22 protein-coding genes are annotated in these 23,553 nt (G+C 58.5%); 10 read left to right on the top strand and 12 right to left on the bottom strand.

Annotated features, from left to right (window positions below):
• Window positions 1-12: 12 nt before the first annotated feature.
• Window positions 13-2,124 (bottom strand): penicillin acylase family protein, encoded by a 2,112-nt coding sequence (locus Q0239_RS01590; RefSeq protein ID WP_298597314.1) that lies wholly within the window; start codon window positions 2,122-2,124, stop codon window positions 13-15.
• A gap of 95 nt (window positions 2,125-2,219) precedes the next feature.
• On the opposite strand from Q0239_RS01590, the gene Q0239_RS01585 reads away from it, so the two are divergent.
• Window positions 2,220-3,776, top strand: coding sequence for a leucyl aminopeptidase (locus Q0239_RS01585; RefSeq protein ID WP_298597311.1), 1,557 nt, complete (start codon window positions 2,220-2,222; stop codon window positions 3,774-3,776).
• 110 nt (window positions 3,777-3,886) lie between these two features.
• Window positions 3,887-6,466, top strand: a complete 2,580-nt coding sequence (gene clpB, locus Q0239_RS01580; RefSeq protein ID WP_298597308.1) for an ATP-dependent chaperone ClpB — start codon at window positions 3,887-3,889, stop codon at window positions 6,464-6,466.
• A gap of 211 nt (window positions 6,467-6,677) precedes the next feature.
• On the opposite strand, the gene Q0239_RS01575 is transcribed toward clpB, so the two are convergent.
• The 3 genes from Q0239_RS01575 to Q0239_RS01565 all read right to left on the bottom strand — a co-directional run bounded on the left by Q0239_RS01575 (window position 6,678) and on the right by Q0239_RS01565 (window position 11,057).
• A complete protein-coding gene (locus tag Q0239_RS01575) occupies window positions 6,678-9,692 on the bottom strand; it encodes a TonB-dependent siderophore receptor (protein WP_298597305.1) in 3,015 nt (1,004 codons plus the stop codon).
• 245 nt (window positions 9,693-9,937) lie between these two features.
• A complete protein-coding gene (locus Q0239_RS01570) occupies window positions 9,938-10,798 on the bottom strand; it encodes a M23 family metallopeptidase (protein WP_298597342.1) in 861 nt (286 codons plus the stop codon).
• Between the two features lie 55 nt (window positions 10,799-10,853).
• A complete protein-coding gene (locus Q0239_RS01565) occupies window positions 10,854-11,057 on the bottom strand; it encodes a DUF2093 domain-containing protein (RefSeq protein WP_298597341.1) in 204 nt (67 codons plus the stop codon).
• Window positions 11,058-11,164: 107 nt separating this feature from the next.
• On the opposite strand from Q0239_RS01565, the gene Q0239_RS01560 reads away from it, so the two are divergent.
• The 4 genes from Q0239_RS01560 (at window position 11,165) to Q0239_RS01545 (ending at window position 13,656) form a co-directional block, all read left to right on the top strand.
• Window positions 11,165-11,641 carry a response regulator transcription factor gene (locus Q0239_RS01560; RefSeq protein WP_298597302.1) on the top strand — a complete coding sequence of 159 codons (477 nt, stop codon included), beginning with the start codon at window positions 11,165-11,167 and terminating at the stop codon, window positions 11,639-11,641.
• A gap of 57 nt (window positions 11,642-11,698) precedes the next feature.
• Window positions 11,699-12,085, top strand: coding sequence for a hypothetical protein (locus tag Q0239_RS01555; protein ID WP_298597299.1), 387 nt, complete (start codon window positions 11,699-11,701; stop codon window positions 12,083-12,085).
• A gap of 27 nt (window positions 12,086-12,112) precedes the next feature.
• Window positions 12,113-12,529, top strand: coding sequence for a hypothetical protein (locus tag Q0239_RS01550; RefSeq protein ID WP_298597297.1), 417 nt, complete (start codon window positions 12,113-12,115; stop codon window positions 12,527-12,529).
• 62 nt (window positions 12,530-12,591) lie between these two features.
• Window positions 12,592-13,656, top strand: coding sequence for a hypothetical protein (locus Q0239_RS01545; protein ID WP_298597294.1), 1,065 nt, complete (start codon window positions 12,592-12,594; stop codon window positions 13,654-13,656).
• On the opposite strand, the gene Q0239_RS01540 is transcribed toward Q0239_RS01545, so the two are convergent.
• The 7 genes from Q0239_RS01540 to ykgO form a co-directional block, all read right to left on the bottom strand.
• On the bottom strand, window positions 13,653-14,432 hold the full coding sequence (locus Q0239_RS01540) for an enoyl-CoA hydratase (protein WP_298597291.1): 780 nt from the start codon (window positions 14,430-14,432) through the stop codon (window positions 13,653-13,655). The genes Q0239_RS01545 and Q0239_RS01540 overlap by 4 nt on opposite strands.
• Before the next feature lie 10 nt (window positions 14,433-14,442).
• Window positions 14,443-15,780: a DUF389 domain-containing protein gene (locus Q0239_RS01535; RefSeq protein WP_298597288.1), complete on the bottom strand. Its 1,338-nt coding sequence runs from the start codon at window positions 15,778-15,780 to the stop codon at window positions 14,443-14,445.
• 12 nt (window positions 15,781-15,792) lie between these two features.
• The gene (locus Q0239_RS01530) at window positions 15,793-16,722 is read right to left on the bottom strand and encodes an electron transfer flavoprotein subunit alpha/FixB family protein (protein ID WP_298597285.1); all 930 of its coding nucleotides are present in this window, start codon (window positions 16,720-16,722) and stop codon (window positions 15,793-15,795) included.
• Window positions 16,719-17,465: an electron transfer flavoprotein subunit beta/FixA family protein gene (locus Q0239_RS01525; protein WP_298597282.1), complete on the bottom strand. Its 747-nt coding sequence runs from the start codon at window positions 17,463-17,465 to the stop codon at window positions 16,719-16,721. The genes Q0239_RS01530 and Q0239_RS01525 overlap by 4 nt, the downstream gene beginning before the upstream one ends.
• Before the next feature lie 259 nt (window positions 17,466-17,724).
• The gene (gene sucC, locus Q0239_RS01520) at window positions 17,725-18,930 is read right to left on the bottom strand and encodes an ADP-forming succinate--CoA ligase subunit beta (protein ID WP_298597278.1); all 1,206 of its coding nucleotides are present in this window, start codon (window positions 18,928-18,930) and stop codon (window positions 17,725-17,727) included.
• Window positions 18,931-19,017: 87 nt separating this feature from the next.
• Entirely contained in the window at window positions 19,018-19,620 is a 603-nt protein-coding gene (locus tag Q0239_RS01515; protein WP_298597275.1) for an HAD family phosphatase, read from the bottom strand.
• Window positions 19,621-19,713: 93 nt separating this feature from the next.
• Window positions 19,714-19,839 (bottom strand): type B 50S ribosomal protein L36, encoded by a 126-nt coding sequence (gene ykgO, locus Q0239_RS01510; protein ID WP_029724010.1) that lies wholly within the window; start codon window positions 19,837-19,839, stop codon window positions 19,714-19,716.
• Between the two features lie 118 nt (window positions 19,840-19,957).
• Here ykgO and Q0239_RS01505 point away from each other — a divergent pair, with 118 nt between their 5' ends.
• From Q0239_RS01505 to Q0239_RS01490, 4 genes are all read left to right on the top strand, one after another.
• Window positions 19,958-20,551, top strand: a complete 594-nt coding sequence (locus tag Q0239_RS01505) for a DUF4136 domain-containing protein (RefSeq protein ID WP_298597271.1) — start codon at window positions 19,958-19,960, stop codon at window positions 20,549-20,551.
• 93 nt (window positions 20,552-20,644) lie between these two features.
• On the top strand, window positions 20,645-21,781 hold the full coding sequence (locus Q0239_RS01500; RefSeq protein ID WP_298597268.1) for a M14-type cytosolic carboxypeptidase: 1,137 nt from the start codon (window positions 20,645-20,647) through the stop codon (window positions 21,779-21,781).
• 86 nt (window positions 21,782-21,867) lie between these two features.
• The gene (locus Q0239_RS01495) at window positions 21,868-22,566 is read left to right on the top strand and encodes an energy transducer TonB (RefSeq protein WP_298597265.1); all 699 of its coding nucleotides are present in this window, start codon (window positions 21,868-21,870) and stop codon (window positions 22,564-22,566) included.
• 20 nt (window positions 22,567-22,586) lie between these two features.
• Window positions 22,587-23,042, top strand: a complete 456-nt coding sequence (locus Q0239_RS01490) for a GNAT family N-acetyltransferase (RefSeq protein WP_298597262.1) — start codon at window positions 22,587-22,589, stop codon at window positions 23,040-23,042.
• Here Q0239_RS01490 and Q0239_RS01485 read toward each other — a convergent pair.
• Window positions 23,023-23,547 carry an Rrf2 family transcriptional regulator gene (locus Q0239_RS01485; protein WP_298597259.1) on the bottom strand — a complete coding sequence of 175 codons (525 nt, stop codon included), beginning with the start codon at window positions 23,545-23,547 and terminating at the stop codon, window positions 23,023-23,025. The genes Q0239_RS01490 and Q0239_RS01485 overlap by 20 nt on opposite strands.
• Between the last annotated feature and the right edge of the window lie 6 nt (window positions 23,548-23,553).

Here is a 23,553-nt window from a genome sequence, read left to right as displayed (position 1 = left end):
TTTTTCTTTGCCTCAGGGTCGATAGCGCCGCTTTGCATTTTTTGCCGCGTCGGCCCAGTCGAAGTGCACGGGCTTGAATTTGCCGGCGACATAGAGCTTCATTTGATCGGTATAGTGCGGCGAATCCGGGCGGTTGGTCGCGGCACCATAAGGCTGGATCGATTCTGAAACGACTTGACCTGCCTTATTCCAGCGCACCAGCATGATGAAACTATCGCCGTGACGGACGCGCATCTTGCCGTCGGCCTGTTCGCCATCCCACATGGTGGTGGCCCGTAGCGTATCGGTACCGCCGAGCATGGGCAGGTCGACCTTACCGCGCCGCAAGCGCTGGATGTCGCCCAGCGCCGGGTCGAGCCGACCGAAGCGCTCGCCAAACTCTTCCACCGTTTTTTGCAACGTCTCCCGCGGATTGGGCAACGGATCATTCCGCCAATTGGCGCGAGCTGCATGGCGGATCAGGCGTTCGGCAATCGCATCAGCCCTGCCCTTACCGTCGCTCGACCAATCCCATTCGCGCAGCAATTTTTGTGCCTCGACCAGTTTCGCATCACCTTTGGCATCAACGGCCAACAGGCTGTCCATCCAGAGCTTGACCCAGCTCGACTTGGCGTAGCGGGTATCCATCTTGATCGCGAGTAGCTCTTCAGGCGTGATCGATGTATCGTTCATCATCAGTCCGGTGCCCATCAGCCCACGATTGGTCATACCCAATTCAATGCCCAGATAGGGTGACTGCGTCTTGGGATCGATTTCCGAACCCCGCCCGGCCGCCAAATAAGGCGTGTTGTTGGCATTTTGCACGAAGCCCGACACGGGGCTGACGACCTTCGGGAAGCGATCAAACGGCACAGGCCCTTTCCATACCGGCGCGGAGCTGTCACCCGGCAATATCTTGGTATAGTCAAAACCCGGTTTCCGGTCCGGGAATAGCGCATTGTAGACATAGGCAATACGCCCGGTCTTGTCGGCATAGATGAAGTTCGTTCCGGTGATGCCGCCAGTCGACATCGACTTGGTCCACTCTTCCCAATTGGTCGCCTTGGTGTTGCGATAATATTGCTCAACCGCCTTAACATTATCGATCCCGGCATAGCGGATCGCGAAAGCGCCCTGATCGTTCTTGATCACAGGCCCATGCACAGATCGATAGATGGTCTGCGGGATCGGCACGGTGAACCAGCCGAATTTCACCGGCAGCCAGACGCGTTCTTCCTGCAGCGGTAGCCATTTGCCATCGTAGCGATATTGATCGCCCGCTTCGTTGACCACCAGCTTGTAGATATCCACTAGATCGGGCCGGTTGACCGTATTGGTCCAGCCCAGATGGCGGTTATGGCCGAGCAGGACAAAGGGCGAGCCGGGAAACAGCGCGCCCGCCATGTCGAGCCCTTCGCCTGAATGGACAACCGCTTCATACCAGGCGACTTGGCCCTCGAGAGGCTGGTGCGAATTGGAAACCAGCCAGGTCTTGCCATCGGCCATCCGGCTCGGTGCAACCGCCCAGGCGTTCGAGCCATTCATTTCGGGATCGCGCCCAATCGGCGTCATCGCCGCAGCGCTTTCATTGGGCGGCGGCTTCCCCTCAACCAGCGTCGAAATGTAATTGTCGAGGCCGTAGAAGAAGGGCGCACGCAGCACGAATCCGGCCACGATATCCTTACCATTCACTGGGAAGAGGTTCGACAATCGCACCTCTTCTGGATGCTTTTCAGCATAATGGTTGAGCCCCGCCGCATAGGCATCAAGCACCGCCCTTACATCCGCCGGAATTTCTTCATAGCGCCGCTCGACGGTGTCTCGCACACCGAGCAGGTGAAAGACGAAATCGACCTTCGCGCCATCCTGCCCGGCAATCGCGCCATAGCGGCCCCGCGTCATCGACACGACTTCCTCAATCGTCGAAAAATCATCCTCGGAATGCGCGAAGGCGAGGCCATAGGCTGCGTCGGCATCGGTCTTGCCATTGATGTGCGGTACGCCGAAACCATCGCGGACGATTTCGACATCATAGCTTTTGGAGGGCGGCGGTGGCGCGCTTTCGGCAGCAAGTGGTTCCCAGAACATCGATGCGCCGCCAATCATCGCGACCACAGCGGCCCCACCCCACAGCCATTTGCCCATCTATCTCTCCCCTTCGTCGAAGCTATCTTGTCGCTGTCGCAGCATTGCCTAAAGAGCGTTGCATATAGAAGATTCAGGGAAAGGAAAGTTCACCCATGCGCCGTCACTTGTTCGCACTCATTCTCGCTACCGCCAGCGTGCCTGCCTTGGCACAGGGCGTACCGGCTGGATCGGGTATCGAACCCTCCACCGCCGCCAATTCGCAGGCGCGCCCGATTGCCTTTGCAAACCGCGCTGCCGATGATGGCGTGCTCGTGATACTGATGCGAAATGCCGATCTGCCAACGGGCGTGCTTGGCAGCGCGACTGAAGCCAGCGTCAAGGCGGCAATCGCCAATGCGAAGTTCGATGGCAAGGACGGCAGTGATCTGACGTTACGCGGAATTGGCCGCCACGCGCGCATCGATCTGGTCGGCATGGCTGGCGATGGCGATGTAGCAGACAGGCTACGCCGTGCAGGCGGACGCATTGCTCAGGACATGCGCGATGAAGCCCATCCCGTGAGCATTGTCGGTGCCGCCAGCGATGAAGCGGCAAACGTCGCGCTGGGCTATAGCCTCGGCCAATATCGGTTTGACCGGTACAAGACCGTCGGTAAATCAGTGCCCTCTGCGCAGCCTGCCACTATCGTAGTCGGGGACGTTCGCAGTGCCGAAGCCGAATGGAAATCGCGTGGTGCCCCGCTGGCCGAAGGCGTTACGCTCACCCGCGATCTTTCGACCGAACCCGCCAATGTCATCTACCCCGAAAGTTTCGTCGCCCGCGTGCGCGAAGCCTTTGCCGGAGTATCGGGCGTAAAGATCGAAGTGCTCGACGAAGCTGCGATGCGCCGTCTGGGCATGGGCACTCTGGCAGGCGTGGGCCAAGGCTCACGCCGTCCGCCCCGCCTGATGCTGGTCGAATATCGTGGCGGAAACGGAGCGCCCATTGCCTTGGTAGGCAAGGGCATCACCTTCGACAGCGGCGGCATTTCGATCAAACCCAATTCGGGCATGTGGGAAATGAAGTCGGATATGGCAGGCGCTGCCTCAACGATGGGCGCTGTCCTTTCGCTCGCCAAATCGCGCGCCAATGTGAATGTCTTGGCGGTCGCAGCCCTAGCGGAAAATATGCCGGGCGGTAACGCACAGCGCCCTGGAGACGTCGTTCGCACCTATAGTGGCAAAACCATCGAAGTGATGAATACAGACGCCGAAGGGCGTCTCGTCCTCGCTGATGCCAATGAATATGTCATCGCCAACCATAAGCCCGCGGCGCTGGTAAATATCGCCACGCTCACCGGCTCGGTCGGTCAGGCATTGGGTTATGATTATGCGGGCCTGTTTGCGCGTGACGATGCCATGGCCACACAAATGGCCGCTGCAGGCAAGGCAGTGGGCGAAGAAGTCTGGCGTTTGCCGCTCCATCCCAACCACACCAAAACCATGAAATCCGACATCGCCGATATCAAGAATTCGGCCGAAGGCGGACGTCCGGGTGCCAGCCTCGGCGCTGCCTTTATCGGATTTTTCGTCAATGAGGCGACACCTTGGGCACATCTCGATATTGCCGGCGTCAACTGGGCCGACAGCAGCGACGATGTCACCCCGAAAGGTGCATCGGGTTGGGGTGTGCGCATCCTCGACGAGTTTGTCCGCAACTGGAAACGCTAAGAAAAAATCGCGCCCTCGTCCCTTGTGTTGCAAAAATGCAACATTACATCTTTGCCTGAGGCTTCCTAAATTGGTTTTGGGGAAGCGCTGAGACACAAGGGACGAGGGATATGAATCTCGAGAAATTTACCGACCGCGCAAAAGGTTTCCTGCAGTCGGCCCAGACCGTTGCGATCCGCATGAACCATCAACGGATTTCACCGGAACATATCTTGAAGGCATTGCTCGAAGACGAGCAAGGCATGGCATCGGGCCTTATCAAGGCGGCAGGTGGCGATGCGGCTGCGGCTGTACGCGAGACCGACGCCGCACTGGCGCGCGTGCCTGCCGTAACGGGTGGCGGCGCTCAACAGACCCCGGGCCTCGATAATGATGCGGTCCGCGTGCTCGATGCAGCCGAACAGGTGGCGCAGAAAGCAGGCGATAGCTTTGTCACCGTGCAAGCGATACTGTTGGCGCTCTCCTTGGGTGGCAATACCGCTGCGAGCAAGGCATTGGCCGCTGCTGGCGTCAAAACTGAGGCGCTCAACACCGCAATCAAGAACCTGACCGGTGGCCGCACCGCCGATACAGCCGGTGCCGAAGACCGCTATGATGCGCTAAAAAAATTCCCCCGCGCCCTGGCCGAGGTGCCCCGCGGGGGAAATCCCGACCCCGTCATCGGCCGCGATGAAAAAACCCTTCGTACCATAAAAACCCCCGCCCGCCGCACCAAAAACAATCCGGTGCTGATCGGCGAAGCCGGAGTCGGCAAGACCGCGATCGCTGAGGGCCTCGCGATCCGCATCGCCAATGGCGACGTGCCCGACAGCCTGAAAGACCGCAAGCTGATGTCGCTCGACATGGGCGCGCTAATCGCTGGCGCCAAATATCGTGGTGAGTTTGAGGAGCGGCTGAAGGGCGTGCTCGACGAGGCCAAACAGGGCGAAGGCGATATCATCCTCTTCATCGACGAAATGCACACGCTGGTCGGCGCGGGCAAGGGCGAAGGCGCGATGGACGCCTCCAACCTGCTGAAGCCTGCCTTGGCCCGCGGTGAGCTCCACTGCATCGGTGCGACCACGCTCGATGAATATCAGAAGCATGTCGAAAAAGACCCGGCGTTGCAGCGCCGTTTTCAGCCGGTGTTCGTCGGTGAGCCGACAGTTGAAGATACAATCTCGATCCTGCGCGGGTTGAAAGAGAAATATGAGCTGCACCACGGCGTGCGCATCACAGACGGCGCGCTGGTGAGCGCGGCGACGCTTTCGCACCGCTATATTTCCGACCGTTTTCTGCCCGACAAGGCGATCGACCTGATGGACGAGGCTGCTTCGCGCTTGCGCATGGAGGTCGAATCCAAGCCGGAGGAAATCGAAAATCTCGACCGCCGCATCATGCAGCTGCAGATCGAGCGTGAGGCGTTGAAGAAGGAAAGCGACGCGGCCTCGAAAGACCGGCTGGCGACGCTCGAGGCCGACCTTGCCAACCTCGAACAGCAGTCGACCGAACTTACCACCCGCTGGATGGCGGAAAAGGAGAAGATTTCGGCCGAGTCCAAGATCAAGGAAGCGCTCGACCATGCGCGCATCGAGCTGGAGCAGGCGCAGCGCAATGGCGATTTGGCCAAGGCGGGTGAGCTACAATATGGCACGATCCCCGGCCTTGAAAAACAACTGGAGGATGCCATTGCCGCAGCCGGCAATGCGATGCTGCGCGAGGAAGTGACGAGCGAAGACATCGCCTCGGTCGTCAGCCGCTGGACCGGAATCCCCGTCGACAAGATGATGGAGGGCGAGCGCGAAAAGCTCCTCAAGATGGAGGAATGGCTTGGCGCGCGCGTTATCGGACAGAAGGATGCCGTCGAAGCCGTTTCGAAAGCCGTGCGCCGTTCGCGAGCCGGTTTGCAAGACCCCAACCGCCCGCTTGGCAGCTTCCTCTTCCTCGGCCCCACCGGCGTCGGCAAGACCGAGCTGACCAAGGCGCTCGCGCAATATCTGTTCGACGATGACAGCGCGATGGTCCGCATAGACATGAGCGAGTTCATGGAGAAGCACAGCGTCTCCCGGCTTATCGGCGCACCTCCAGGCTATGTCGGCTATGACGAAGGCGGAGTGCTCACCGAAGCCGTGCGCCGCCGCCCCTATCAGGTGGTGCTGTTCGACGAGGTCGAAAAGGCGCACAGCGATGTCTTCAACGTGCTGCTGCAGGTGCTCGACGATGGCCGCCTGACCGACGGTCAGGGCCGCGTGGTCGATTTCTCGAACACGCTGATCATCCTGACCTCCAACCTCGGCAGCCAGTATCTGGCGGCTTTGGGCGATGATGAGGATGTCGAAAAGGCCGAGCCGCAGGTGATGGAAGTCGTCCGCGCGCATTTCCGACCGGAATTCCTGAACCGGCTGGATGAAATCATCCTGTTCCACCGCTTGGCCGCGCAGCATATGGCACCGATTGTCGACATCCAGGTCGGCCGTGTGCAAAAATTGCTCAAGGACCGCAAGATCATCATCGAACTCAGCGATGGTGCGAAAGGCTGGCTGGGCCGTGTCGGTTACGACCCGGTTTACGGCGCCCGGCCGCTGAAGCGTGCAATCCAGCGCCATTTGCAGGATCCGCTAGCCGATCTGATTCTTAGAGGCGAAGTACCAGACGGCGCGACGCTGAGGATTGAAGAAGGCGATGGCGCTTTGATCTTCAAGGTTGTCTAAGGTCAGTCCTGACTAGATATAATTGTGATCCGAAGTTGCCTAACTAAGTCGCCCATGCCAGTTTCTGGCCGTCAGAAGCGCATCGGTCGGCTTGGACTGTTTTGATATTTCAGACCGATCGACGCAAATACCGATCGATTTAAACATCATCGTTCCGCACGAAAAAAAGGGCGGCCATTGGCCGCCCTTTCTTTTTTGTTTCCGACAGTTGTCAGAGGGTGACTTTCGCACCGATGCGGAAGTAGCGACCCATGATATTCGGACCAGCCCAAGCCGGGTTGAACTGGAAGAGGTGATACGCTGCCGACGGTTCGAACGGCGCATCGATATCGAAGACGTTCAACACGTTGGCGTAGATCGTGAACTTGTCGTTGAGTTTGTGAGTCAACGTCATGTCCGCATTCCAGGTCGGCTTGGCGCGGCAAAGAACTGGCGTACCATCGACATAGCCGAGGGTCGACGATGCGATGTCAGCATTGCCCTGGCAGTCGCCCTTTACGCCACCGAAGTCGATCGACGCTGTGTCGTATCCGCTGGTGTAGTAAGCCGTCAACGACAGAGTGGTATCACCGAAGTCGACGGAATTTTGCCAGCTTGCACGCCACTTGGGAGCACCCGAACATGAAGTGATGTTGCAGGGGCTGAGTGTACCATCATAGCGAAGCACATCGCCGGCATCAGTCGTGAGTTCATACTTCATCAGGTACGAAGCGTCGAAGCTGCTACGGAACGAAATATTTTCGCTCAACGGCAACGACAAATTGGCACCGAAGTCCAGACCGCTAACCGTCTGACGGTCTTGGTTGGCGTAAGACGACTGGATGAAACCGATCTGCGGAAGTGCGTTCGGGAACGCCGGATCCGGCTGTCCAGGTATCACGGTGATGCCCGGAATGTTCACGACTCCGTTGTTGGAGTAATAGGCCGCTTCAGCAGCTGCGGTCGAAGTAACGCCTGAAATCAGGCCCTTTACCTTGATGCGCCAGAAATCAACCGTCAGATTGATATTGCGGGTCGGCTCGAATATCGCACCGGCAGTGAACGCTGTCGATTTTTCAGGGTCGAGAGCCGGGTTGCCGATCTGAGTCAGACCCAATCCATATTGACCCGTCGCATAGGCATTGTTGCCGTGCGCGGCGCAATAGGCAGCGTAAGTGGTGCAGTTAACCTGACGCGTCACGAAACCGGTGGTCGGCAGACCAAAAGCTTCGTTGAAGCTGGGGATACGGAAACCCTTCGACCAAGTTCCGCGAATAGCGATTTCAGGGATCGGGGTGAACTTAGCGCCAACCTTAGGCGAAAAGTTTTCCTGGCCCGTCGAGTATTTGTCGAAACGACCAGAAACGTTCAGCTCGAGCTGATCGAGGATCGGTGCATCAATTTCAAAGAAAGCCGACTTGACGTTGCGGCTTCCCTTGGTGCCGACCGAGTTGATCGAATAGTAACGCTCGTACTGGTTGCCGAGCGTGCCCGGGTTTGCGCTGGGTGCATTGATCGATTCCTGACGATAGGAAAGACCAACGGCTGCTTGTGCAGTGCCCCCCGGCAGTTCGAACAGGTCACGTGACAGGTTGGCTTGTGCCTGCCAGAGCTTCGAGGTCGAATTGACGATGTTATCGGGTGCGATAAAGTCCCAAGCAGCTTCCGAGTTTGCGTCGAGGTCCATGAAATTGAACGTGCCGCGCGCAAGTGCATCCATGATTCGCTGCGGAATCATATAGTTGGCTTGCGTGCGCTTCAGGCGAACTTCCGAAGCGGTGAAATTGGCCGAATAGCGCCAGCTATCACCAAAGCTTCCGTCAACCCCGAGAACGCCGCGGAGCGTCTGCGAGTTTGTGTCAACCGTACGCGGACGAGTTGAACGCACAAAAATCTGCGCGGTCTGACCGAGCGCTGCAAAGGGGTTGTAGGGGTTCAGCGTACCATTGGTTGCATCGCATCCGGTACCCACACCATTACGGGTGCCGACGCCGGTTGAGCAGATGTAAACGGGCGCGATGGCGTTGTACGCGCCTGCGCCGTTGTTCGGAGCCGTCGGTGTGCCGTTAAAACCAAGTGGTGTGAACGAGGCATGGCTCTGGGTGTTGTAATAGTTCACCATCGCATAGACTTGCGCGCTATCGCCGATGTTGAAAGTCACGCGACCTGACAGGCCTTTACGTTCGATTTCCGGCTGCAGCATGATGTAGTCGTTCTGGAAGTCAACTTCGCAGACCGTCGATGGTGCCGTTGCGGACACGCCTGCAGGAAGCGTGTAAGACGAATAACCACGGCAGCCGGCCGCAGGGTTCAGGAACGAGAACTGCCCGGCACCGCTAACTGCGCCGGCAACCGTCACGGGACGAACAAGGGCAACGCCAGGAACGCTGATGAGACCGTTAAAGGCAGCAGGAATGTTGCCTAGCTCAGGCGTGAAGCCGTTCCAGTTGAGATTTTGCATACAGCTGCCAGTGTCGCCGCAGATGTTGCTAAGGTCAGAACTGTTGAACGGATAGCCACGGTCGCGTGCCCAGAGTTCGTCCTGACGCTGATATTCGGCGCTCACATAGAAATTGAAGCCTTGATCGTCGAGGCTGCCATAGCCCCAAGTGGCATCAAAGCGCTGTTCGCCAGCATCGCCACGCTGCGATATGCCGGCTGATGCATTCAGGTGAAGGCCTTGAACTTCTTTCTTGGTAATGACGTTGATAACGCCTGCAATTGCGTCCGCACCATATGTGGACGACGCACCGTCACGAAGAACTTCGATACGTTCAATAATCGCATCGGGGATCGTGTTAAGGTCAACGAAGTTACGCTGACCATCGTCGGCAAGCGGATAGGGCGCAATACGAAGGCCATCAGCGATCGAGAGTGTCGATTGGACAGTCAAACCGCGAAGCGCAGGAGCGTTGGCGCCGCTGGCGAAGTTGAAGCCAGTGTTCCAGCCCTGTGTAATCGCACCCGCGTTGTTCGCGGTCAAGCGCTGGACCGCATCGGCAGCAGTGTTGATGCCGCGCTCATCCAAGGTTTCTGCAGACAGAACGGTAACGGGTGACGGAGACTCAGCACTGGTACGGCGCAGAATCGATCCAGTCACAATGATCGTTTCATCTTCTTCCGATTCTTCGGCAGCAACCGCTTCATCGTCAGCAGATTGAGCGAATGACGGCGCTGAAATCAGCGCGAGACCGAGCGCAAGCGGCGCGGTCGCATATTTGAATTTGCTAATACGTGTGTTTTTCACGTTTCCAGCCCCTTAATCTGAATTGGCATTGGCCTCCCCTCCCATTTGAAGAGCCGACCGTGCCGGTTTCGACTTCTCTGTTGGCCTGCACGGAAAGAGGACGCACCTCACCCACGCAAAACACCAGATTGCCGAAGGTGTTGGAACAAAACGTCGGGCAGGGCAAAGAAAATGTCGCAAGAACACTTAGTTTTGTGGGTGGCTGTCACTATTCTGCAACAGATTGGCAAACGGGCGCGATGCGATTAAATATTTGTTAGCAAGTTCAAAGGATCGACCCGGGCAGCGTTCCACTTCATACCCCAATGCAAATGCGGGCCACTCGCTCTACCCGTCGCGCCAACTTTGCCGATTACCTGCCCCTGGCGGACATGCTGACCCTCTTCGACCAACAACTCGGAACAATGCAGAAAAGCGCTGTTCAGGCCCATTCCATGATCGATCATCAGCAAATGCCCCTCCAGCGTAAAGGCATCTTTTGCTGCCAGCACGACGACACCATCGGCAGGTGCGACAAATGGCGTGCCGGCAGGCATCGCGATATCGAGGCCGCTGTGATAGCTGCCAGGGCTGCCATTGTAGATTCGCTGCGCTCCGAAACGCCCCGATATCCGGCCCCGTAATGGCCAGACGAAATCCTGCCGCCAGCCATCGCTCTCCACAGCCCTTGCGCGTGCGGCATTGATTCGCGCGAGTTCAGGCCCCCGCCTTGCCTGAAATTCGGCAGTGGTTTTGGCGCCGCCCAGCCGATTGGCGTTCACATGCTGAATTTGCCAGTTACCGGGTTTGACGGGCAAATATTGCTCGACATGCCGTCCGTCCGCCAAAGTGGCCACCAGACTTGCACTGTTTTCAGAATCGCGGTCAAAGCCGATGATGAAAAAGCCATCCGCTGTCAGCGGTATCTGCTTTCCATTGAACAAAATGCTTTTGGCTCCAGACGGTGCCCGCGCCACACTAACGGAACCCTGCACAGGTTCGCGTGCGAGCCAGAATCGTTCGCGATTACTTGCGACCGGCGTTTGATTTTCGGTTGCAGCGGCAACCGGCGTTGGCGGGCTTGGCAAAGGCGCGGCCGCCTGTGGTGGTATTGCCGTGCACGTCATGAGCGCGGCAAAGGCAAGCAGCGAAACTGACGAGCGAGCGAGGTTCATCGAACACTTATCGCTGTGCGAGCGCCGCTTTCACGGAAATTTCCGCACTGGCATAAGGCTCCTGCCGGGAGACGCTCCAATAACGCAACTCATCAAGCGAAATCGTTTCGCCCGTGACGGCACAGACCACATGGTCTCCGCTCGACAACATACGAAATCCGTTGGCCATATAATGCAATTTGGCCTGTTTATTGCGGTTCATCATCAACATGGAGCCAATATGGCGCAAAAGCAGGATTTCGGCAACTGCCGCGCGGCAATTGGATTCTAACCATAATTATATGGCAGGCCGGATAGGATTTACGCTATTTTAGATCTGTGGGCGAAATCAGCGGTCTTGGCATAGAGAAACTATCGGCTGCGCAGGTGGAAACCTTGCAGCATGTTTACGCGCATCGAAGTTCCAAGGAAATTGCCCGAATCATGGGCGTGTCGCCACATACCGTCGACGAGCGCTTGCGGCGGGCGATCCGCATCCTCGGTGTGAATTCGCGAATCGAAGCGGCCCGGCTGGTGGCGGGAGAAGTACAGCCTACGACATATCAACCTTTGATATATCAGTCTTCGGAGCTGGTAGAGGGCAGAATTGCAGCCGATGAGCAGGCTGCCCCGGCCGGAAGGGTCGAGTTAGTTGCGCTCAGCATCGGCTACCCCTTTCCGACCAGGGCCAGGCCAATCAACACACATGGCCTGAGAGAACGGATTTTATGGCCGATACTGATCGCCTTCTGCACGATCATGGCATTTGCCGCGCTCTACGCCGTCCTTCTCGGTCTGGGGGCCATGCTTACTTGACCGGGTCAACAATTTCGCCGCCTGCTAGGTGGCATAAAGACCGACAGGGAATAGGAAATGCTCAAAGAACGCTTAGTTGCTGCAGAGCGCATTGCAGCCGAATTGCATGATGCCGAACACGCCATCGATCAGGCTATTGTCAAAATTGCCCAGCTGGCAGCAACGCTACCGATTGCGCGAATTGATACCAACATGTCTGCGATCGTCGGACAGGAGGCTGTCGCAAAGGTGACGCAGGCAGTGGCGGCGGCAGGTCAGGTCCGCCAGATGATGACCGAGGCGCATCAGGCGCTGGGCGAAACGCAAAAGCAGGTCGGCCTTGGTGCGCGCATGTTCGGTGCCGGCTTGAACAAGCCGCCAAGCGGCAGCCATAATGTGCCGTTGCCGTTCAATCAGAATGGATCAGAATCGCCAGCGGGATTAACCGAAGGCGTAGCCGCCTGAAGCGCAGAGAGCGGAGCGGTAAGGACGATGGATCACAAACTTCTTTATTACATCGTCCTTGTCACCACCGTAACCGTGGCATTCTGGAGAGGGTCACAGAGCGAGCGTTGGGGTGCGGTGACGGCGTTGGCGGGTTCGCTCGCGTCGACACTCACCGCACTCAACGCAAACTGGAGCGGACTGATCGTCCAGCTTTTTGTCATCGACCTGCTGGTCCTTGCCAGTTTCTGGTGGCTGGCGATCAAAAGCCGTCGCTACTGGCCCTATTGGGTCACCGGCTGGCAGCTGGTTGCAGTTTTGGTGCACATACAAAGGGCACTTTTCGAAGACATATTGCCTGCCCCCTATGCGCTGATGACAATGTATCTGTCTTACCCGACGCTGCTATTGATCCTCTTTGCATCGGTACAAAGCCAGCGAAGACCCTCTGAAGCGATGGGTTGAAACGCCAACTTCCAGCCTCCGTTCACGGAACAGTCCCCATTCATCTTGAAAGGACCCCCGCCATGCCGGGTTTCAAGGGGCGTGCCCTTATCTATCCCGGTCTGCTCATCGCAGGCTGGATTGTCGGTCGCAGTATCAGCCTGTCTGCATCGCCTCCCGCATCGATTGCGGAGCCTGCCCTGCCCGCAGAGACGCGAACGGCAGGAGCAGGGCTGGCATCGGTTGGCATCGCCTGCCCAATGCCGGTTCCGCACTATCCAACAGCCGCACCTCAATATCTGCCAATGCGGCCCCGCTTTCTATATGCCGGGATGCATCGGCAGGCGCGGCCTGCTTTTTCTGCTGGCAGGGCAGATCCTGCCCTAGCACTTGCCCATAGGCCGGCGCCCTACACCAGTGTAACGGAAACAGAATCGTTTCAGTTTACTGCCCTTCCGGCTACTACGCGGGCGCAGGCAAAGGCTCAACCCAACGCCGCTTTGCCCAAACAACGGCGACTAGAGTTTTACAGCTATAATTTCTGGCGGCAGGGCAGTGCTGGCGCGGCGCTAGCACCTCAAGCACAATATGGCGGCAGCCAATATGGCGCGATTGCGACCTGGGACCCGCTGGGTAGTGCTGGCAAAGGTCCGGCATTGCTGGTGCGCGCTTCGGGCACGCCGGACGGACAGCAACAGGAAGTTGCCGTCGGAGCCAGGTGGCAGCCTGTCAGGAAATGGCCGGTATCGCTTTCAGTCGAGCGCCGTTTCCGTTTCTACGGGAAAGACGGTTTTGCGGCCTATGTAGCGGGTGGAGTGGATACGGCTCCGCTGGTTGGGAAGTTGACACTCGATGCCTATGGGCAAGCGGGCTATTCGCTGGGCGGCATATCCAGCCCGTTTGTCGATGCTCAAGCGCGCGTACAGCATCCGCTGGCCAAACCGCTTGGCATCCCGATCCGGATAGGGGGCGGGGTTTGGGTGGGCGGCCAAAAAGGCGCCTATCGCGGCGATATCGGGCCGACATTGTCTGCTCAAGTCGACAACCGTTTCGCCGACTTCACTTTGCAACTCGATTGGCGGAAACGCGTGGTCGGTAATGCGGCCCCGGTCGATGGCCTGGCCTTGACCGTCGCGACAGACTTTTAACCCTGCGTTCGTCCGCGCTCGATCACGGCCATGCGGCGAGCCTCGACTTCCTCCGCACTGACACGGCCGTTGGCGGCGGTCGATACGCGCGCTTCGTGCGCCATTGCCTCGCCAAAGGGCAGCGCATAGCCATCGTCGATGATGCGCTTATAGGTTTGCACCATCACCGGATCGACCGATGCGATATCGCGGGCGAGTGCCTTTGCATGGGTCATCAGTTCATTTGCAGGCACGACAAAATTGACCAAGCCCCAGTCAGCGGCGGTTTCGGCATCAAGGAAGTTGCCGCTGAACGACAATTGCTTCGCGCGCGATATGCCGATGGTGCGCGACAGTTTTTGCGACAGGCCCCAGCCGGGCATGATCCCGACCCGGGCATGGGTATCGGCAAAGCGGGCGTTGGTGGAGGCTATCAAGATGTCGCAGGCAATTGCGACCTCGAACCCGCCCGTGATGGCGACGCCGTTGATGGCACCGATCACCGGCTTGCGACAAATCTCGATCGCCTTCACGGGATTTTCGTCGGCACTCTCGGCATTGGCCGCGCCCAGATTGCTGGTGTCCGCGCCCAGTTCCTTGAGATCCAGCCCAGCGGTAAAGGCGCGCTCGCCTGCCCCGGTCAGGATGACGCAACGCACGCTGTCATCAGCATCAACCGCCCGCATCGCCTTGGCCAGTTCTGCCCGCAACGCCCGCGACAGGGCATTCATCGCCTCCGGGCGATTGAGGGTTACGACGGCAATGCCATCTTCGATTTCGGTTAAAACCGGTGCCATTCGACGCTCCTCATTCATTGTTCACTTCAGGCGCTGCCTCGCTGGCGCTAGTCGCACCTTCAAGATTGGCGCTTTGCAACAGCCAGCCCGGGAAACGTGATTGTGCCTCAGTCACGATGCGGTCCTTCGCGGCAGCCACTTCGCCAGCTTCTGCACCGCGATCGCGGTTGATGATGGCACGCCGCGCCTGCGCATCGAACAGAATGCTATCACGTTCAATCAGACCTCCGACGGTCAAACTGGAGAGGATTGCCTCGACCTCGGCATCACGTTGTTCAAGCGCGCTGATGCGCCTATTGAGCCGATCCTGCGACTCTTCCGCCGCATTCGTCTGTCGTTTCACCTGCGCCAGATCGACAAGCACTTCGCGACCAAGGCGCTGTCCACTCGTCTTGGCGAGCTTGTCACCAAGGGATGGTGTGAATTTGTCCACCAGCACCACACCTTCAACCGAAACATCGTCACCGGCGATGCTCACGTTGAGATTTTCTATCCGATCGCGCGGCTGCAACAGCCCCGCCAGTTCGGATTGGACGATCGCCCGAGCCCGCACCTCGCGACCAATATTGTCGAGCGAGATCGCCAATGGAATCGACAGCACGCCCAGAGTGGCAATGATGCCAACCAGTTGCACTGCCGTATGTTGCGGGGTCAGCGATGGCCCGAAACGGTTGATGCGGGCGACAATCGTTGCCGCAAAGGCAATGGCGAGCGTATTGGTCAGGAACAGCAAGGCGGCACCAGTGGCAAAATCGGCCCGACCGGTAACGATGCCGAAGCCAACCGTTGCCAACGGCGGTACCAGCGCGGTGGCAATCGCCACGCCGACCATGACACCACTCATATTGCGAATGATGGCGATAGCCCCAGCTATACCGCCAACGACTGCCACGCCCAGATCCATCAATGTCGGCTGTGTGCGAGCCCGCAATTCAGGGGTTACATCCTGAATAGGTGAAATCAGGATGATAAACATCGCCACCAACACCGCCAACGCCATACCAGCGGCAAGCGTAACCAGCGACCTTCGGATGAGCCCAAGATCGATGGTAGCAACGCCAAATCCGACCCCCATGATTGGCCCCATCAGCGGCGAAACCAGCATGGCGCCAATGACCACAGCTGTCGAACTTTGCAGCAAGCCAAGCGTAGCAATTGCCGATGCCAGCGCGATCAGGATCAGAAACTGTCGGTCGAGCCGGGCATCGCGGGCAACGCCCGCCAGCGTCAGTGCGCGACTTTCATCTGTTCGTTTTTGCGCGGAAAGGTCAACAAAAATGCCGGAGCGTTCAGCCCCGGCATGATTGGTTGCGCTGTCCGACCCTGATGTTCCTGATCGGCTCGCCATATATGTGTTCCCTCAGAGCTTGCTCGTAAGTTCCGGTACCACATTGAAAAGATCGCCGACAAGGCCGATGTCCGCGACCTGGAAGATCGGGGCGTCTTCGTCCTTGTTGATGGCGATGATGGTTTTTGAGTCCTTCATGCCAGCCAAGTGCTGGATCGCGCCGGAAATGCCGACAGCGATATAGACTTCGGGGGCGACGATCTTGCCGGTCTGGCCGACCTGATAGTCGTTGGGGACATAGCCCGCATCGACCGCAGCGCGCGACGCTCCGACAGCGGCGCCCAGCTTGTCAGCAAGCGGGAAGATGGTCGCTTCGAAAGTCGGCCCGTCCTTGAGCGCGCGACCGCCCGAAACGATGATCTTCGCGCTGGTCAGTTCGGGGCGTTCCAGCTTGACGATTTCGGCGCCAACGAAGCTGGAGGTGCCGGCATCACCGGGGCCCGAAACGGCTTCGACCGCCGCGCTGCCGCCGCTAGCTTCAGCCTTGGCAAAGGCGGTACCGCGAACGGTAATCACCTTCTTCGCGTCCGAGGACTGCACGGTTGCGATAGCGTTACCGGCATAGATCGGGCGGGTGAAGGTATCGGCACTTTCAACCGAGAGGATATCGCTGATCTGCATCACGTCGAGCTGGGCAGCGACGCGCGGAGCGATGTTCTTGCCATGTGCGGTCGCGGGGAACAGCACCGCATCATGATGGCCCATCAATTCGGCAACCAGCGGTGCGACATTTTCAGCGAGCTGGTTGGCATAAGCGGCGTTATCGGCGACATGCACCTTGGAAACGCCTGCAACCTTGGCAGCCGCATCGGCAACCGCACCACAATTGTGGCCGGCAACCAGAGCGTGCACTTCGCCAAGCTGCGAAGCGGCAGTCACGACGGCCAACGTCGCATCCTTCATCGAGGCATTGTCATGTTCGACATAAACGAGCGTCTTCATCCTGCGACTCCCATTTCTTTGAGCTTGGCGACAAGCGCATCAACATCGGCAACCTTGATACCGGCGCTGCGCACCGGCGGTTCGGCAACCTTCAATGTCTTCAGGCGCGGGCTGACATCGACGCCATAATCGGCGGGCGTCTTCTGCGCGAGCGGCTTTGACTTTGCCTTCATGATGTTCGGCAGCGATGCATAGCGCGGTTCGTTCAGGCGAAGGTCGGTGGTGACGATCGCCGGAGTCTTCAAGGATACAGTTTCAAGGCCGCCATCGACTTCGCGGGTCACTTCAACCGCATCGCCCTTAACTTCGACCTTCGACGCAAAGGTGCCCTGCGGACGACCGGTGAGCGCAGCCAGCATCTGGCCCGTCTGGTTCGAATCGTCGTCAATCGCTTGCTTGCCGAGGATCACGAGGCCGGGGGCCTCTTCCTCAACAATCTTGGCAAGGATCTTGGCAACGCCAAGCGGTTCTACATCTTCGGCAACCACGAGGATCGCACGGTCCGCACCCATGGCGAGCGCGGTGCGCAGCGTTTCCTGCGCCTTGTCGGGGCCGATCGAGACCGCAACGATTTCGGTCGCTGCGCCCTTTTCCTTCAGACGGATCGCTTCTTCGACAGCGATTTCATCAAAGGGGTTCATCGACATTTTGACGTTCGACAGATCCACACCCGTGCCATCCGGCTTCACGCGGGGTTTCACATTATAGTCGATCACCCGTTTCACGGGGACGAGGATTTTCATGGGTCTCTCCCTTTCCAAACCGACTCAACTTACGGGGCAGGATAGCCCCAAAAACTGGCGCCCTATGAATGACGTTTACGTTAACGTCAAGTAGGCAGTCTCTCTCCTTCAGGGGAGAGAAAGACTTGGCTTGGAAACTTGTTTCCTAGCAAGTCTTGAGAGGGGGGTCTCCGGCGCGAGATCAGCCCCTCTCCACTGCGACTAGGCAGCAAGCTGCCAAGTCTCGCTCCTCTCCCCTGAAGGAGAGAGGGCGTCGTTCTCAAGCCGCGCGAACCTCGGCGACAATCTTCTTCGCGGCATCGCCCAGGTCGTTCGCAGGAACGATCGGCAGGCCACTGTTCGCGAGGATATCCTTACCCTGCTGCACATTGGTGCCTTCGAGACGGACGACAAGCGGAACCGAGAGGTTCACTTCCTTCGCCGCAGCAACGATGCCTTCGGCGATGATGTCGCACTTCATGATACCACCAAAAATGTTGACGAGGATGCCCTTCACCGCAGGGTCCTTGAGGATGATCTTGAACGCTGCGGTCACCTTTTCCTTGTTGGCGCCGCCACCTACGTCGAGGAAGTTGGCGGGAAATTCGCCGTTCAGCTTGATGATGTCCATCGTCGCCATGGCAAGGCCTGCGCCATTGACCATGCAGCCGATATTACCGTCGAGCTTGATGTAAGCGAGGTCATATTCGCTGGCTTCGACCTCGGCCGGGTCCTCCTCGGTCAGATCGCGCAGTTCGGCTAAATCCTTGTGGCGGAACATGGCGTTACCGTCGAAGCCGACCTTGGCGTCGAGTACCAGCAGTTCGTCGCCATTGGCACCTTCGCAAACTGCGAGCGGGTTGATTTCGATCTGTTCGGCATCGCAACCGAGAAATGCCGAATAGAGGCCAGCCAGAACCTTGGCAGCCTGCTTCGCCAGATCGCCTGTCAGACCCAGCGCTTTGGCAACGCTTCGGCCATGGTGCGGCTGAAGCCCGGTTGCGGGATCAATAGTAATGGTGTGGATCTTGTCGGGCGTGTTGTGCGCGACTTCTTCAATGTCCATGCCACCTTCGGTCGAAGCGACAACCGCAATGCGGCTGGTCGCGCGATCGACGAGAAGCGCAAGATAGAATTCCTGCTTAATGTCTGCGCCATCGGTAATGTAAAGCCGGTTGACCTGCTTGCCTTCAGGCCCGGTCTGGATTGTGACCAGCGTGTTGCCGAGCATTTCCTTCGCATGTGCTTCGACTTCTTCGACACTTTTGGCCAGACGTACGCCCCCCTTCGCATCCGGACCCAGTTCCTTGAACTTGCCCTTGCCGCGACCGCCGGCGTGGATTTGCGATTTCACCACATAGAGCGGCCCGGGAAGCTGCTTGGCAGCAGCCACAGCTTCTTCGACAGAAAGCGCGGCAATGCCCTTGGGCACCGCAACGCCGAATTTCGCGAGCAGTTCCTTGGCCTGATACTCATGGATGTTCATGGAAAAAGCGTCCTTTCGATGGCGGAGTCGAAAGGGCCTTAAGCACAGCTTGCGCGCTAAGGGAAGTAGGCCAAACCCGCTTTTTTGCTAGAGCAGCCCCAGCGCGGCCAACTCAACCCGCAGCGTCGGTGCATCGATGAAATGATGGGCGTGGAAGCCGTTGGCGCGCGCGGCTTCGACATTGGGCAGGTTGTCGTCGATGAACAGCCCCTCGCCCTCTGCCAATCCAAAGCGACGCAGCGCCAACTGGTAGATCTCGGCATCGGGCTTCACAAGCCGCTCTTCGCCGGACACAACAATGTCGCGGAAGTGATTGAAGATCGGCTGCGTTGGGCGGAACATGGCCCAGAATTCGGCGCCAAAATTGGTGATTGCAAATAACGGCACATCGCGGCGCGCCAGCTCTTCGACAATTTCATAAGACCCAGCCACCGGCCCGGGGATGGTTTCGTTGAAGCGCGTGGCATAGGCATCAATATGCGCAGCATAGTCCGGAAATTGCGCCTGCCGTTCGGGAACCATCTCCGCGAGCGGACGGCCAGCATCGTGCTGGAAATGCCATTCGGGGGTCACGACATTTTGCAGGAACCAATCGAGTTCGCTTTCATCGTCGATCAGTTTTTCGAACAGCGTGCGCAATTCCCATTGTACCAGCACCCGTCCGACATCGAACACAACCGCCCGAATCATCAAACCCTCCCAAGCTCAAACGCAAAAAACCGCCCGCGGATTTTCCGGGGCGGTTGCTGCCGGCATGCCGGGCATGCCTGCCAATCCGGCGAATCAGCCCTGGCGGGCTTTGAAACGGCGGTTGGTCTTGTTGATCACATAAGTGCGGCCACGACGGCGAATCACGCGGTTGTCGCGGTGACGGCCCTTGAGGGACTTGAGAGAATTGACGATCTTCATCGAACTGTTCCGTAAATCTTGGGGCCATTGGCCGGAATTGAAGGCGCGCCTCTATGGGGGAGTCGGCGCAAAGTCAAGCACCATTGCGGCTTTCGGGCGAACGCGATAGGGTTTGGTCATGAACCTGTTCCGCAAAGCTCCGCTCCTCCTCCTGCCGCTCGCGCTGTCCGCCTGCATGATACCAACCGGCCCGGTTGAAGTCACCCGCTTCAATCGCGTTGCCGAGGGCATTGTCTATGGCAAGGGCAGCTTTTCGGTCACTCCTGGCGATGCCGCTGCTGGCGACAGCTTGAAACTCTCACCGTACCTTGCAGCCGTGCAGAGGGAGATGTTGCGCGTCGGCTATACGCAGGCGCTCGATCAGGGTGATGTCGTCGCCGAAGTTTCGGTCAATCGCTTCGAATTTCGCGGTAATGATCGTAGCCCGGTTTCGGTGGGTGTCGGTGGATCGACGGGCAGCTATGGATCGGGCGTCGGCATGGGGGTAGGCGTCAACCTCAATGCGTTGGGAGACCAGCGCGGCATTGAAACCACATTGAACGTTCGCATCCTGCGCACCACCGACAATCTGGTGATCTGGGAAGGTCGCGCGGTGCAGCGCGGCGCGCTCAATTCGCCCGCTGCCCAGCCGGGGATCGCCTCATCAAAACTGGCCGAGGCGCTGTTTAAGGATTTCCCGGGCACCAACGGCGAAACGGTTACGGTTCCCTGACGACATTTTTCACCGAAGTCCTGAGCTTGTCGAAGGACGTCTCTCAGCATAGAAGCGCCCTTCGACAGGCTCAGGGCTACGGTAAGATATTATATGACAATTCACAGCATCAACGCCGCCTTCGACAGCGGCAATATCGTTGTCCACTCGATCGATGGCGCGACCGCCAACCTCACCATCCGCAAGGACAAGGATTCGGACTTCTTCCAATGGTTCCATTTCCGCGTCGTTGCCGAAGCGGGTGAGGAATTTGTCCTGCGGATCACTGGCCTCGAAAAAAGCGCCTATCCCGGCGGCTGGCCCGATTACCGCGCCTGCGTTTCCGAAGATCGCGACTATTGGGCGCGCGCCGAGACCAGCTATGACAAGACCGAAGACGGCGGCACGCTGACCATTCGCTACACCAGCGTTTCGGGCCTCGCCTGGTTCGCCTATTTCGCGCCTTATTCGATGGAGCGGCACTACGACCTCGTCTCCGAAACTGCGGCCTGCGAAGGCGTCGACTATCGCTGCTTGGGCACCAGCCTGGAAGGCCAGCCGATCGACTGCCTCGAAATGGGCAATGGCGATATGCAGGTCTGGCTCTACGCCCGTCAGCATCCGGGTGAGAGCATGGCCGAATGGTGGATGGAAGGCGCGCTCGACATGCTCACCGACCCCAGCGACCCGCACACGCGCAAATTGCTCGAAAAATGCCGCATCCATGTTGTGCCCAATTGCAACCCTGACGGCAGCTGCCGTGGCCATCTGCGCACCAACTATGTCGGGGTGAACCTCAACCGCGAATGGGCCGAGCCCAGCGCCGAGCGCAGCCCCGAAGTCCTCGCCATCCGCAACGCGATGGACGCCACCGGTGTGCATTGGGCGATGGACGTGCATGGCGACGAAGCTATCCCCGCCGCCTTCATGGCAGGCTTTGAAGGCATCCCCAGCTGGGCCGACGCGCAAGGCGAGCGCTACACCCGCTTCATCAACCGCCTCGCCGAACGCACCCCTGATTTCCAGACCAAGCTTGGTTATGGCATTTCAGGGCCGGGCAAAGCCAACCTTACTATGTCGACCAACCAGCTTGCCGAGCGCTTTGGCCCGTCGCATGGCTGCGTGAGCATGACGCTGGAGATGCCCTTCAAGGACACCATCGGCGCCAACGATCCCGAACAGGGATGGTCGCCTGAGCGTTGCAAGCTGCTGGCTCGGGAGTGCCTAGCGACATTGGCGGAGATGGTTTGATGTCGATCCGAATATTGTCGCTACTAGCTGTATTCGCCATTTCCGGCAACGCGCAAGCGCTATCAAAAAGCCCTCCCAAAGGGCATTTGGGCAGCGAATGGGAAGCCAGAAATGGCGACTTGATCCACCCGCAACTTGGCCTTTCGTTGATGGCTCCTGCGCCAACTGCGGATGTCTTCCGGCCCGAAGGGTTTGATTGGCGCAATTCGAACATCCAGCAGGGTCCCTACCCCCCTAAAGCACTGAAAGCGGACAAAGAAGGCGTAGTCCCGCTGAACTTGACGGTGGATGTAGCCGGAAAAATCAAACATTGCGAGGTTGATGGCACCAGCGGCCTTGCCGAATTAGACGGTCATGCCTGCCCGCATTTGGTGCGCACAGTGCGCCTCTACCCGGCACTTGGTGCAGATGGTAAACGCATAGAGCGAACCATCTCTGCACAGCTGAGCTACGAACTCAGATTGCGAATAACAACTTTTGCTGAAGGCGGTACCGTTGAGAGCACACCTAAAGTGCGAGCCAAGCGAAATGGTCCGATTAGTCTGGAGTCCATCGGCATAGCAACAGAGGTCAGGAAATTAAGAGACGCACGAAGCTTTGCCGCATGGGTAAAAGTCCTTCCCGATGGTCGCCCTGAAAGTTGTCAATTGGTATCGCCAACATATGATGATGGCATTGATGCGCTTGTGTGCAACACCTTGATGCAAAAGACCACATATTCGCCAGCCCGCGACGCAGTTGGCAACGCCGTTGCCGATACCGTAAATGTTTTTCTAAGTTGGTAGCGACGCGGCGCATTGCAAATATGCACATCATCGAAGACGATCTTTCCGGCCCCGAAATCCGCGCACTGCTCGAAGTGCATTTCGCCGGGATGCTCGCCAATTCGCCCAAGGATAGCTGCCATTTCCTCGATTTTGAGGGGCTGAAGGGGCCCGGCGTAACCTTCTGGTCGGTGTGGGATGAGGATGCGCTGATGGGATGCGGCGCGTTGAAGGAAATCGATTCCGGCCACGGAGAAGTCAAATCGATGCGGACCCATGCGGATCAACTCCGCAAGGGCGCGGCTGCGGCGATGCTCGAACATATCATCGCAACGGCGAGGCAGCGGGGCTATAATCGGCTGAGCCTTGAAACCGGTTCCGGCCCGGCCTTCGATGCCGCACATGGTCTCTACCTGCGCTATGGCTTTGAATATTGCGGGCCCTTTGCGGACTATAAGGAAGACCCGTTCAGCCGCTTCATGACGCTGGCGCTTTAGGCTTTTTCTCGGGCAGCACCGTCACATTGGCTTCATACCAGCGGAGCATTTCGAGCATGTGCTGCGCGTTGCCCTCCCCGGTTACATCGGAGAGGATATCGCTCAGCCGGATTTCGCGCAGCAGATCGCGATAGACATTTTCGGCACGGCTAAAAGCGGCGGCGATGGCGCAAGGTGCACGACATTCGGCACGCGGGATGGCGCATGGCCCCTTCTGGCGGATTTCGGTGCAGCGAAAGGCGGGTGCGTTGCCATCGACCGCCTGTTTGATATCCCAAAGGCTGATCTCCTGCGGCGCTTTGGCGAGTGCATAGCCGCCGGTATGGCCACGGCTGGTGCGGACGATCCCGGCCTTGCTGAGCAGCTGCATCTGCTTTGCCATATAGGGCAAGGGCACGCCATGATAGTCGGCGAGCGCCGCGAGACTGAGGCCCCTTCCCGCCCCCAAAGGCGCGAGCAAGGCGCAGGCGTGGACCGCCCATTCGACACCCTTGTTCATCTTCATCCGGAA

The organism is uncultured Sphingorhabdus sp. (genome assembly GCF_937872355.1).
Taxonomy (GTDB): Bacteria; Pseudomonadota; Alphaproteobacteria; order Sphingomonadales; family Sphingomonadaceae; genus Sphingorhabdus_B.
The sequence above is the reverse complement of the archived record's forward strand: the minus strand, read 5'-3'. Positions and strand labels throughout refer to the sequence as shown.